The 13429-nt window shown below is 44.0% G+C and carries 10 protein-coding genes; 5 read left to right on the top strand and 5 right to left on the bottom strand.

What is annotated here, in order from left to right; translation table 11 throughout:
* Positions 1-78 precede the first annotated feature (78 nt).
* The gene (gene purL / locus KA713_08170; protein UXE68536.1) at positions 79-3798 is read left to right on the top strand and encodes a phosphoribosylformylglycinamidine synthase; all 3720 of its coding nucleotides are present in this window, start codon (positions 79-81) and stop codon (positions 3796-3798) included.
* A gap of 253 nt (positions 3799-4051) precedes the next feature.
* Positions 4052-4222 (top strand): hypothetical protein, encoded by a 171-nt coding sequence (locus KA713_08175; protein ID UXE68537.1) that lies wholly within the window; start codon positions 4052-4054, stop codon positions 4220-4222.
* Here KA713_08175 and KA713_08180 read toward each other — a convergent pair.
* Positions 4215-4496: a hypothetical protein gene (locus tag KA713_08180; GenBank protein UXE68538.1), complete on the bottom strand. Its 282-nt coding sequence runs from the start codon at positions 4494-4496 to the stop codon at positions 4215-4217. The two genes, KA713_08175 and KA713_08180, sit on opposite strands and share 8 nt — an antisense overlap.
* A gap of 18 nt (positions 4497-4514) precedes the next feature.
* Between KA713_08180 and KA713_08185 the strand changes: the two genes are divergently transcribed.
* Together KA713_08185 and KA713_08190 are read left to right on the top strand one after the other, a co-directional pair.
* Positions 4515-5372: a transposase gene (locus KA713_08185; protein ID UXE68539.1), complete on the top strand. Its 858-nt coding sequence runs from the start codon at positions 4515-4517 to the stop codon at positions 5370-5372.
* Positions 5329-5832: a transposase gene (locus tag KA713_08190; protein UXE68540.1), complete on the top strand. Its 504-nt coding sequence runs from the start codon at positions 5329-5331 to the stop codon at positions 5830-5832. The genes KA713_08185 and KA713_08190 overlap by 44 nt, the downstream gene beginning before the upstream one ends.
* Here KA713_08190 and KA713_08195 read toward each other — a convergent pair.
* Positions 5815-6042, bottom strand: coding sequence for a hypothetical protein (locus tag KA713_08195; GenBank protein ID UXE68541.1), 228 nt, complete (start codon positions 6040-6042; stop codon positions 5815-5817). The two genes, KA713_08190 and KA713_08195, sit on opposite strands and share 18 nt — an antisense overlap.
* Before the next feature lie 259 nt (positions 6043-6301).
* Here KA713_08195 and KA713_08200 point away from each other — a divergent pair, with 259 nt between their 5' ends.
* The gene (locus KA713_08200; GenBank protein UXE68542.1) at positions 6302-6997 is read left to right on the top strand and encodes an energy transducer TonB; all 696 of its coding nucleotides are present in this window, start codon (positions 6302-6304) and stop codon (positions 6995-6997) included.
* 165 nt (positions 6998-7162) lie between these two features.
* Here KA713_08200 and KA713_08205 read toward each other — a convergent pair whose 3' ends face one another.
* The 3 genes from KA713_08205 to KA713_08215 are packed head-to-tail and all read right to left on the bottom strand — an operon-like array spanning position 7163 to position 13367.
* A complete protein-coding gene (locus KA713_08205; protein ID UXE68543.1) occupies positions 7163-9421 on the bottom strand; it encodes a TonB-dependent receptor in 2259 nt (752 codons plus the stop codon).
* A gap of 22 nt (positions 9422-9443) precedes the next feature.
* Positions 9444-12236 carry a bifunctional YncE family protein/alkaline phosphatase family protein gene (locus tag KA713_08210; GenBank protein UXE68544.1) on the bottom strand — a complete coding sequence of 931 codons (2793 nt, stop codon included), beginning with the start codon at positions 12234-12236 and terminating at the stop codon, positions 9444-9446.
* A gap of 57 nt (positions 12237-12293) precedes the next feature.
* Positions 12294-13367 (bottom strand): alkaline phosphatase family protein, encoded by a 1074-nt coding sequence (locus tag KA713_08215; protein UXE69076.1) that lies wholly within the window; start codon positions 13365-13367, stop codon positions 12294-12296.
* Positions 13368-13429 lie beyond the last annotated feature (62 nt).

Raw genomic sequence — 13429 nt, forward strand, 5'->3', positions numbered from 1 at the left:
ATTTAAGAAAATCAAGTACAAATTCTCTCCATTTATTACAAAATACTCCTTACTTTTACAGCTCACTTCTACACTTCCATGATTCTATTTTTTCGCGCAGAATCCAACCTTATCTACGGGGTTGGCACGACACATTTATTTTCCGTTGAAGATATTGAAAAACTGATGTGGCTCTTTGGCGGGGCGAAGCCGCTAGAAGACAAAACGCTGACAGGTCTATTTATTGGCCCGCGAAAAGAAATGATTACTCCTTGGAGTACGAATGCCGTAGAGATCACCCAAACCATGGGCATCAACGGCATCCAACGCATCGAAGAATTTTTTTCGGTAGTGGGTGAACCTCATTACGATCGGATGTTGCAGCATCTTTATAAAAATCTCGATCAAGATCTTTATACCATTCACCTCACGCCTGCACCTATTTTAGAAATTGACGACATCAAAAAATACAGTGACGAAGAAGGACTTGCGCTGAGCGAAGAAGAGATAAAATATCTCACAGATGTAAGTTGGAAGCTAGGCAGAAAACTAACCGACAGCGAAGTATTTGGGTTTAGTCAGGTGAACTCCGAACATTGCCGCCATAAAATTTTTAACGGCACGTTTATCATTGATGGTGTGGAGAAAGAGATGACGCTCTTTCAATTGATTAAAAAAACCTCTAAACAAAACCCCAATCAAATTGTATCTGCCTACAAAGATAACGTTGCCTTCATCAAAGGACCACGTGTAGAACAGTTTGCGCCCACGAAACAAGATGTCCCTGATTTTTTTGCGATAGAAGATTTCGATTCGGTGATTTCGTTAAAAGCGGAAACGCACAACTTCCCGACTACTGTTGAGCCGTTCAATGGTGCCGCTACAGGTTCAGGTGGAGAAATCAGAGATCGGCTTGCAGGTGGCAAAGGCTCGCTGCCCTTGGCGGGAACAGCCGTGTATATGACTTCGTACCCGCGTTTAGAAAAAGGCAAAGCATGGGAAGGAAACGATCCCCGCAAGTGGCTCTATCAAACACCTGCTGAAATTCTGATCAAAGCATCAGATGGAGCGAGTGATTTTGGAAACAAGTTTGGTCAGCCGTTGATCAGTGGAAGCTTGTTCACCTTTGAGCATGAAGAGCAAAAAAAGAAATTCGGTTTCGACAAAGTGATCATGCTGGCGGGCGGCATTGGGTTCGGGAAAGAGAAAGACAGTCAGAAAGAACACCTGCAAGCGGGCGATCAAATCATCATGATGGGTGGCGACAACTACCGCATCGGGATGGGTGGCGCAGCCGTATCATCTGTGACTACTGGCGAATTTGCAAATGCCTTGGAACTTAATGCCATTCAACGCTCGAATCCAGAAATGCAAAAGCGTGTGATGAATGCCATCCGTGCTATGGTGGAGTCGAGTGAAAACCCCATTGTTTCCATTCACGATCACGGAGCGGGTGGTCATTTGAATTGCTTCTCAGAATTGTTAGAAGAAACAGGTGGCACAATAGAAGTGGAGAAAATTCCGGTAGGCGACCCTACCCTATCGGCCAAAGAAATCATCAGCAATGAATCGCAAGAGCGAATGGGCTTGGCGCTCCATAAAAAAGATATTGACACACTGCAACGCGTGGCCGATCGCGAGCGCGCACCCATGTATGTAGTAGGCGAGGCTACAGGCGATAAAAAATTTACGTTCAAAGGGGCGAAGGGTTCTATGAATCCCGTAGAACTTGAAATGAATCATTTGTTTGGTTCATCACCGAAGACCATTTTAAAAGACCAGTCGCAGAAAACAACTTATAAAGACGTAACATACGATGTATGGCAATTGCAATCGTATATCGAGCAAGTGTTGCAATTAGAATCGGTGGCATGCAAAGATTGGTTGACCAACAAAGTAGACCGCTCGGTTTCCGGTAAAGTAGCCACGCAGCAAACGTGTGGCGAAATACAATTGCCATTGAACAATGTGGCCGTGATGGCGATTGATTTTTTGAGCAACAAAGGAATTGCTACTTCCATCGGTCACGCACCTGTGGCCGCCTTGGTGAATCCGGCTAACGGAAGCAAGCTTGCCATTGCCGAAGCGCTCACCAACTTGGTGTGGGCACCACTCACCCACGGACTAAAAGGAGTTTCTTTAAGTGCCAACTGGATGTGGCCGGCAAAAAATGAAGGCGAGAATGCACGACTCTATCACGCTGTTGAGGCCGTGAGTGATTTTGCATGTGCGTTGGGAATCAATATCCCTACTGGCAAAGACTCCCTCTCAATGACACAAAAATATCCGAATGGAGAAGTAGTGTATTCACCCGGCACTGTAATTATTTCGGCTGTGGGCGAAAGCAGTGATATTCGCAAAACAGTCTCACCCGATTTGAAGCACGTAGTTGGCTCAACATTGTTGTATATCGATTTCTCGAAAGATGAGTTGAAATTGGGCGGAAGCAGTTTAAGCCAGGTGTTGAGCACATTGGGCAACGATGCACCAACCGTTACTGACGCAAATTACTTTGCGAAAGCGTTTACAACTATTCAAGAACTGGTCAATCAAAATCTAATCTTGGCAGGTCACGATATTTCTTCGGGTGGGTTGATCACTACTCTATTGGAGATGTGTTTCCCGTCTCAACAAATAGGAATCGATGCGACCTTAGACTTAGGAAAAGATCCGATCAAAACATTGTTTGCTGAAAATCCGGGAGTGGTGATACAAGTGAGCAATGTGAATGCGGTGATAGATGAGCTGAATAAGAATGGCATTGCTTTTAAAGAATTAGGAAAAGTTACTTCTGATAGCGTGTTAAGGCTGCAAGCCTCAGGCAGCAAGCCACAAGCCATGAGCGGCACGGACCAACTTGAGGCTTGGAGCTTGAAGCTTGAGGCTTTGCGCGAAAAATGGTTTCGCACCTCGTACTTGCTCGACAAAATCCAGCGGCCAAAGGGTCATGCGGAAAAACGAAAAGAAAATTTTACCCAACAACCCCTAGTCTATCAATTCCCCATTCACTTTGACGGAACGTTTAAATCGTTGGGCATCGATGCAAAACGCAGAACGCCTTCCGGAATAAAAGCGGCCATCATCCGCGAGAAGGGTGTGAACGGAGATCGCGAAATGGCGTACGCGCTTTATCTCGCGGGCTTTGATGTGAAAGATGTGCACATGACCGACTTGGTTTCGGGGCGTGAAGATTTGACTGGAGTGAACATGATTGTGTTTGTTGGAGGATTTTCCAACTCCGATGTACTGGGTTCTGCCAAAGGTTGGGCAGGCGCATTCTTGTACAATCCAAAAGCCAAAGGAGCGTTGGATAATTTTTATGCACGTCCTGACACGCTGAGCTTAGGTGTTTGCAACGGATGTCAATTAATGATGGAACTTGGTTTGGTTTATCGCGAGATACCAATGCCAGACCATCCAAAAATGCACCATAACGGTTCTGGTAAATTTGAATCGACCTTCATCACCATCGACATTCCCAAAAACAATTCAGTGATGATGAGTTCGCTGGCAGGATCGCGTTTAGGTGTGTGGCTGGCGCATGGCGAAGGAAAATTTGTGTTGGGCAGTTTAGACAATTACCAAGTGGCAGCTACTTATTCCTATCAGCAATATCCGGGCAACCCCAACGATTCTGAGTTTGCAGTCGCCTCGCTCTGCTCAAAAGACGGAAGACACTTGGCGATCATGCCGCACATCGAGCGCACATTGTTCCCGTGGAACTGGCCGCACTACACACGCAACAAACAGCAAGACGAAATTGGGCCGTGGATGGAGGCGTTTGTGAATGCAAGGGAGTGGGTGAAGAAAAGAAGTTAAAAGTTCGAAGTTGTTTGATTACGCCTATACCAGGGGAGGCGGTTCTATTAAAATCTGAGCAAAAGTTTGGGGAGTGGTGGAAAGTGGTTGAATAACTTTCTTGATGCGCAAAACTGTCAGTATAAAAAATTGATGCGGTCAGAATGTTAGATTAATAGAAGGCATCTTAAAAATATGAAATCGAATTAATTATCAGATGATCAGCTTGATGTTTATCTTTGGGTAATCTGTTTTCCAATTTTTTTGCAGATCGATGGATATCAATTATGAACAATGGGAAGTGATTTCAGAAATCCTTCCACGCCATAGGAGTGGGTTGCCGCACGTTATCCCTAACTGCTTCCACTGCACAATGGGTGCTCTTCAATGGACGATGACCATACGAACCGGAATGAACTTTGCTTCCAATCTTGGCTCTATGTAGGTTCATCTCCCTTCAACGTCAACAAAAGCGAGGGAAGTTGAGCCGAAAGATCATCCGTGGTAGTGTCGTACGTTAGCTCATCATGCAGTAACTGCACCATCCGCTCATCAATTGACACCGAGCGGGTGCGATTGGTTTTGCGGAAGAACTCGTTGCACTCGTTCATGGCAATTCGGAACAACCAGGCCGAAAATGGCACACCCCTAAACTGAAACTTACTTAGCGCAAGCAGTGCCTTTAACCCAGATTTTGCAGTAGAATGAAATAGTGACAAGGTGTCTTATATTTGAATATGGAACACCACTATACCGATAAATTAGTAACAGCGTGGGGCGGGATGAAAGAGATGAAAATATTGATTGACCAAACTGGGATCAGCAAGAAGTTGGCCGAGCTTGGTTTGCCTGAGAGCAAGAGTAACAACCGGATAGATGCCGTGGGAATAATAGAGAGTTTTTGGGTGGGCATCTGGATTGGTTGCTTTCGTTTTAGTCACACAGCGGTGGTGCGGGTTGATGAAGTGTTGCGCCAGATATTTGGATGGAAGCGGGTTGCTTCGGGAACCACCTTCGGGCGTTTCTTTAAAAAGTTTACCCCCTCAATGAACCACCAAATTTTCATTGAACTGTACACGTGGTTTTTTGAGCAGATCCAATTTGACAATTACACGTTGGATATGGACAGCAGTGTGATCACCCGCTACGGGGAACAGGAAGGCAGCAAAAAAGGGTACAACCCCAAGAAGCCTGGCCGTGGCAGCCATCATCCCTTGTTTGCTTTTGTCAATGACATACGCATGGTGGCCAATTGCTGGAACCGTAGCGGCAATACAGGGAGCAACAGCAACTGCATCCATTTTTTGGAAGAGACCTTTGCCATCCTCAAAAACAAAACAGTAGGGTTGTTCAGGGCCGATAGTGGGTTTTGTACCGGTACAGTCTTGGATTTCATTGAGCAGAGAAATATCCCCTACGTCATTGCCTGTAAGCTGTATGCCAATTTACAAGCCAGCATTTATGGTATCACCCAATGGAATGCGATAGGCGAAGGCTTATGGGTATCGGAAATAAACTACCAGCAAGGCGGCTGGGGCAAAGCCCGTAGGATTGTGGTCATCAAACAAAGAAATCAGGGCCAGGGCAACGGGTAAGAAGCTCAAGACATTATTCAGCAGCGTGGGCATAGCGGACGAAAAAGTGTACCGCAAAAGGTACCATGCCTTTGTCACTAACCAAGCCCTGCCGGCAACAGAAATATGGGAACAATATAAGCGCAGGGGTGATGCCGAAAACAGGATCAAGGAGTTGAAAGAAGATTTCGGTACAGAAGGCTTTTGCATGGATAGTTTTTGTGCTACTGAAACAGCTATGCGCTTTGTGATGGTAGCCTATAATTTGATGAGCCTATTCCGGCAAATAACCCATCAAAAACAGCCACAGCCCAAGCTTTCCACATTAAGGTTCAACTGCTTTGCAGTTGGAAGTTGGGTGGAGCAGGAAGCCCAAAAATGGGTACTGAAAATGTCCGTCCCACTCAAAAGAAGGCAATGGTATGATGGATTATTCTCAAATGTCCAAAAAATAAACCTGCCACTAAGTCTGACTGGATAGTTCTACTGCAAAATCTGGGTTTAAGAACACCTGTTGGGTGATATCGCCCGCCAGTTCCCGATCAGTTGTTCTGCGATACAAGAAGAGGTACACCTTCTTAAAGTACTTCTCATAAATAGGCCTAAACGCTTGGGCGTCAACTTGAGATTGACGCAAAATAGCTTCCTCGTCTAGGTCGTAATTTGAAGTAACTTGTGCGTGGTCTTCCAAAGCTTTCTGGTTATTACTGCATCTATAAATGCAAGGGTTTGCAAAAGATACATGCAAATGGAATAAAAAACATAAAAAAGATTACGCAAAACGATTTGTCCGATCAATTGCCGAACAATTTAGAATCTCACTAAATTAATTCTCCCGATCGGTGTCTTTCTGAAAGACCATGGCTTATAGGTGTAGAAGCGCTTCTTCTCGACTAAAAAAAATAGTTGAGACATAAATCTTAATTCGTAAATCTTAAATCCTTTTGTTTATGGAAACCAAGAAGAATGCTAACAAAGACCTGCCCTTGCAGCGCAAAAAGTTTTTCATGATCGGACTAAGCATTGCACTTGCATTAGTAATTACTGCTTTTGAATGGAAAACCGAAAAGAAAAAGCCTACTGGCTGTCATCTACCTTACCCTAAAATTGAAGACGTTCAAATCATTTCAGAAGTAAGAACGATTGATTATCCCAAGCCGCCAGCCTTAAAGATGGAAAAAATTAAACTAGAGCCTAAACCAGTCAATCCTATAGAATTTATTCCTGTTGATAATGATAAGCTAGTAGCAGACCCCACGCCTTCTATCGATCAAGATCTTGGAGCCGACACGGGAGCTGTGGTCTTTGCAGATAAGCCAGAACCCGTAGACTCTATTTTTGTAATCGCAGAATTCAATCCTGAGCCGCGAAATGGATATGCTAATTTTTATAAAGACCTTGGTAAAAGTATAAAATATCCGATGCAAGCTCAGCGCACAGGAACAGAGGGCAAAGTGTTTGTACAATTTGTAGTGAGCAAAACAGGTGAACCCACCGATCTAAAAATAACCAAAGGAATTGGGGCAGGCTGTGATGAAGAAGCCATGCGCATAATTGGTAAAACCAAATGGGAACCAGGCAGGCAAAGAGGGCAGCCCGTTCGTGTACGGATGACATTGCCAGTCTATTTCCAATTATCAAATTGAACGCTGCAGATTACTAAAAGCCATCTCAAAAAAAATGAATCGCTGTCAAGTTGAGCTTGGAGAGACCTGTCATTAGTAGTACAAATAGACTTCGCTAGGCTCAAGCTGACATCTGGAAAGTATTTTTGAGATAGGCTTCTAGTATTTAGGACGATGGCCGAGCGGCTAAAACCTAACGCTGACCGAGGCCGTCATGCACCGTCCATAGCCATCAATACCAGAAGCATAGACGCGATAGGCTTTGTCAAATATATTTTGAGCCGAGATTTGGACATTCATAAACTTGTATGAATAACCAGCATATAGATTTATAATATCCCATGCAGGCATGGCTTCATCGATCAATCGGATTTTGATTCGTACGTCTGACTTGTCGCCAGCAGCCAATCGGTCTTGTTTTCCAGCCATCGCCCATTCGGTGCGCACCCAAATGCCGCTCGGGTGCGTATATCGCAAACCAACCTTGCCAAACAAGGGAGGAATCCTTCGCATGGGCTCCTTTTTTGTTTCATTTTCTCCGATGGTGTAAGTGATGCTTCCAAAAATTGAAATAGACTTTATAACCACAGCTTCCCATTCCCCTTCTATTCCTTTCACCAATGCCTCGCCTACATTTTGCTTCTGGTAAACAGTTCTTCCTTCAAAGGTGGGAGAGCCATTGTAGGTAGCCGGCATTCTGTCAATCAAATCAGACAAGTTGGTTTGATAGGCCGCCAGTGCCCACGATAACTTAGAGCTACTGAACTTGATTCCTGTCTCTACGGTGTGTGAACGTTCCGGTGAAAGACCTTCACTTGGAATTTCAAACACGTTTGCTTCTACTGCCCCAAACTTGCTCATATCATCGACATTGGGTGCGCGAAAGCCCGTATTGACCAATCCGATCAATCGCAGTTTGGAGTTAATCTTATACATGATTCCTCCGTTGGCTACCAATGCAGTTGGATTAATTTGTTGATTGCCAAACGTGTTGTCGGTAATGGAAACCGTTACCTGATTGAATCGCGCCCCAGCAGAAAATTGAAATTTGTGAATGTCCAGTTGGTGATTGGTGAAAAGAGCCAAGTTTGATACGTTGGAGCCATCGGCATAGGAGCCGCGCTGAGCAGTTTCTTCGGCTGTAACTGTATTTAGTAAGGTAGCCTTGCTGCTTACATAGTCTGCATAATATTCAATTCCTGATTGAACATGCCAGTTGGGCGTTGGATTTGATTGCACCTCTCCTATTATACCAAGCGTATTTGCTTCATCCAATTGCTTTTTCAGGTCTGCTGAATTATTCTTCTGCGAATTCGTCCCTTCTGACGAGTGGCTCAATGAACCCGTCAATCGGACGGACTGAATCCAAGGGCTCTTGGTTGAAAACTCATAACGTAAATAACTTAGCTGACGCGTTTGCGGTTCGAATTCGTATAAACTGAATCCTCCTTGCACTACTTGATCGTATCGCGGCACGTGACGCTGGGTTGTTTGTTGGAAAGCGGCCGTCAGCACTCCATTCGATCCTGTTCGCAATAATAGCTTGGCATCACCAGATCGTTCAGAATACCCCGTTGGTTTTAACACCCCCAACTCTCCGCCCGCCAAAATATCACCAAAGTTACGAATTGAAAAGCCTCCTAAAAAAGCTACCCGCTTTCCACTTGCCTCAATCTCTGGTCGAATACTCTGCTCCATGCCCGCGCTCATCCATTTTGCCTGAACGCGTCCCTTAACCTTTAACTCTGCGGATGAAAAAGAAGGAGTGGCCGATATCACTTGCACAACACCTCCGAGCGCATCGCTTCCGTACAACACGGATCCACTTCCTCGGTTCACTTCAATCCGATCAATTATACCCGGGTCAACGGTGGAAAGATATTGATTGGGACCATATCGATAAGTAGCGTTATTTAATCGGATGCCATCTACCATTACTAATATTTGATTGCCCACAAGCCCTCTGATAATGGGTGAACCACCACCATGATTTGTTTTTTGAACCCAAACCCCTGTTTCATTCATTAACGATTCGGGGGTTGAGCGCGCGGCCAGCTCCTTCAGTTGTAAAGCATTTACAGTGGAGGTGGATGCAGCTACATCAAAGGACAATCGCTCGCTACGCTGTGCAGTAACGGTGACTGCATTGTTAAGCAGAATGGTAGACGGAGCCAATTGGATAGGACCCGGTTTCCCTTTTACGATTTTATACTCCAGTGTAGCATACCCTACTACGCTAATCCGGATGTTGACGGAATCAGATGACCAATTGTCTAAATTGAAATTGCCGTCATAATCAGTCACCGTGCCGAGGGGCGAGTTGATGATAGATACATGAGCATCAGCAATGGGTTGCTTGGTCACTTGATCAATGACGGTGCCACTAAATTGCGAGTAGGCTAATTGATGGATCAACCCACTAATGATCAGTATATACCACCTCATACAAAATCGAAACAATGGAACATTAGTGGTTCACCTTTGTCCTTCCATCATCTTTCTTCTTGATTTCTTTCTTTATTTCCTCCGGGTCATCTAACTCAGGTGAATCGCGAAAGGCTTTCCAATCAAATTTTTCATCTAATGGAGACATGGCTTTGGTTGGATCGAAAATTCTTGGATCAACACGGAGCGCATTGTACGGAGTGAAGTCAGGCTTGTCGGTAAAACAATCGCCCAAATCGTTCACACCAAAATCATATTGGTTTAGATACGAAGCGCCTAGCACATTCCAAAATGTTTTAAAAATACTACCAAAACTATAATGTTGGTGACTGTTGAAATTCTTTTTTGCGTAGGGAGACATCACCATCAAAATACTACGGTGTGCATCAATATGATCGCGGCCACCTTGCGCATCGTCTTCGGTCACCACAATCATCATGTTTTTCCAATATTCAGTATGGCTCAAAAATTCAACTACTCTACCTAGCGCCAAGTCATTATCGGCCATATAACTTTCGTTAAACGGAAATCCTGCATTCGCACGCTCACCTGCCCCGTGGTCGTTCAGCAATTGGAGTGTTAGCACCGATGGCAATCCCTTCTTGGTATTGATATATTTTTCAGTGATCTCTTTGATGAAAATATCCGCACGAAACTGATCGGGTATGGCCATGTTAAAAGTCGGAAACTGCCGAGACGTACGATTATACAACGGGCCGGGCAATGGATAATTGACTAAGTAACGGACGCCACCGTATTTAAATGTTGAATCAGAAAACCCGCCCGCATCAAACTCGACCCCAAAACCAAAATTATAAAATTCGATTCCATGTCGTTCAAAATTCTCCCACATACTACCGGCTTGGTTGTAACTCTCCGGGAAAATCGCTCCAGCTGCGCCTGTCATACCAAATTTGCCCGGTGCTTTTGATTCTTCTTTCTGCCCACGTTTGCCACCGTATGATGCTGGATGATGTGTCTCCATCCATTGAGTGGGATAGGTATTGGTAAGCCACACATGCCCATCGGCCGAAACATCAGAATCCACATAAAAATTGTCGCTGATAGTAAACTGCTCGGCCAATGCCAAGTGGTTAGGCATCACTGTTGCCTTCTCCACTTTCATCGTTTTCTTGTTGTTGGTAAACGAAACATCTGCTGCATAGTGCGCTAAAGTGGAATCGCCCTCACCACTCTTCAATTGACCAAAAATTTCATCGTACGTTCGGTTTTCTTTAGAGATAAAAACAATGTACTTGATAGGTGATTCCTTTGACATCGGAAAAGTAGGAATCGGACTTTCACTTTTAGAAGAAACAACTTCCTTAAAATTAAAATTGTTAGCGATTACTTTTTCCGTCAATGCCGCAAACTCTTCATCAGCAGGAATATCGATGATGGAAACCGAACCAAACATCAATGCGCCAATGTAGCTTGCATATGGATGATCAAATGGAGGCTTGAAATCCTTGCCCCCATTCGGACCACTTCCGTATCCTTTGGCATTCGAAACAATTAATTGCTTTCCATCGGGTGTTACTTTCAACTTAGAAGGAAACCAGCCCGTAGGGATGTGCCCCAAAACTTTTTTGGTTTCTAAGTCGATCACGCCCACTGCATTTATGCCCGCTTCCGCCACATACAATCTTTTTTGATCTGGCGAAATAGCCAAGCCGAAAGGAATGATGCCTTTTAAATTTTTTAGTCGCATGTCTAATTTCAATTCGATGCTCTCTACTACTTTATTTTGTTGCGCATCAATCACGGATAGGTTGTCGTTGCTTCCATTGCTGACGTATACAAATTGATCGGTAGCAACCATTGAGTTGGGGCTCGATCCGCCCACAGCCGAAATTCCATCAATCTCCTCTCCTACTAACACACCTGTTTTTACTTTCGAAATTACTGTTGGCTTTTCTTTGTTCACATCAATACCCCACACCGAAAAAGATTCCGGTGCGTTAGGGTCGCCCAAGCCAGCAAATTCAATGGAGTCATTTTTCACCCCCTCTTTCATTTCTTTGGATCCATAGGAAGAAGTTGGGTACTTCGCTGCTGTTTCGCTCAGTTTCTTCTTATCAAGACTTTTGATATAAGAATATTCAAACATGCCCACGTTGGCCACATAAACGGTTTTGTTATCTGGCGAAAGTGAAACGCCAAAAGGATAACGGCCTGTCTTTACATTGTGAATTACTTGATTACTCTTTGTATCTATCACCATCATGCGAAAACCAATTTGATCAACAGCATAAAGTTTTGATCCATCATTGCTCAACACCATATCGCCAATGTAGCCATCGCTGTAGTCTGTTCCGTCAAATGATTTGTTGCAATTGATCTCTGTCAATTTTTTATTGGTCTTCAAATCGAAAACATAAATCCTATTCTGCTGTCCTCCCGCCACGAATACTTTTTCATTGTCAGGCGAGATGGCCAAACCCATAAAGGTTGCTTCCAAAAGTCCTTTCTCAGGTGTTAATGTTTCTGGTATTTGTTTTATAATGGGTGAAGCTGAGTTGTAATCGCTGATGATTGAAATTGAAAACGGCCCTACGCCCGAGTTGGCAGTGATGATTGTTTTTCCATCAGGGCTTAAGGTTAAACCAAATGGATGTGGCGCAATTGTGATTTGCTTTCCGATTGGTGTAAGAATGCGACCATTGGGCAAAACCGTTTCGCCATTGCGATCAATTTTTGCATATCGATCGCCTGCTGGGGCAGAAGCCATCCAAATCTTTTCCGTATCCTGTTTATTTTTGGTGGAACAAGAAACCAACAAACAAACATAAAGCGACAAAATGACGTATTTCATAGATTTTTGATTTTGTATACAAGTCTAAGGTAGCGTTGAGTGGCTTACTGCCCAAAACTATTTTGTGAAGGCTGTTGAAACAATGCCTCCAACTTGTTTTTCATTTTTATAGTCAACGCCCAAAAAGGCTGCGAGGCTTTTTGCTACCTGGTTTTGATAAAGCTGCTGTTCCGACTTGATCTCGCCCAAAGCCGAAGTATCTGGCCCTAAAAATGCAAACCAAATTTCATCGGCAAATGGCATCTTGGCTCCGTGGTGTTTCCAGTCCTCATCGTTTACTTTTCCACGACCATGATCGGTGGTGATGATTATCGTAGTTTTATTCTTGTACTGCGGTTGTGATTGAAGCCATTCCCAAAGGGTTTTGATAAATCCATCGGTGTAGTTTGCGGCATGCAGGTATTTGTCATACTCACCTTCATGTGCCCAATGATCGGTTTCATCAAAAGAAAGGAAAAGTACTTTAGGTCTATTTTTCTTGAGGTATTCAAAGGCATAATGGAAAGTCAACGCATCTACCCGCGTTCCGCCAGTGTTGTTGGGAAGTTGAAACATGAGTTCGTCCAATAGCTTTTCAGATTCATTTGGGTTTTGAGATTTGGTTAAACCAGAATTGACCGGAATGCCGTTGCGCTTGGTATTGATGATCCACGGAAATGTTTCCCATGATGTGTAAGCTGCAATTCTCCCTTTAAAATCTTTCTGTTCGTTGAGAAACTCCAGCACATTTTTATTGGGGTTGTCATTGGCATCGTTACTGTTGATTTTTTCATCGTCTGCGAAACCGCAAAGAATTTCATTGTAGCCCGGATAGGAGAACCACATTTTGTTAGCCGTATTCACTTTGCTTCCCAGATTTCTATTTCCGTACAATTGACCTTGCTTGGCAATGGTATTCCAAAAGAAGGGCATCAATTTTTCACGCCTTGCTTCGAGTGTTGTTGCCCAATAAGTATTTACAATACCAGCAGAATCTTTGGCAAACTTCTTTTTAATCAATCGTTGCTCAGCGCCAGAAAAGACTTCTTGCCAACGCATGCCGTCAAGGGTAATCAGGATAACGTTTTCTGTTTTTGTCTTCTGCGCATGGCTGGCCAAACTTATGACAACACTAAGCAGTGTTAGAACAATTCTATTTTTCATTGTTGGTTGGGTTAAAAAAATTCCAGAGGCGGTGAAGCACTCCGGAAAAT

This window comes from Chryseotalea sp. WA131a, assembly GCA_025370075.1.
Lineage (GTDB): Bacteria > Bacteroidota > Bacteroidia > Cytophagales > Cyclobacteriaceae > ELB16-189.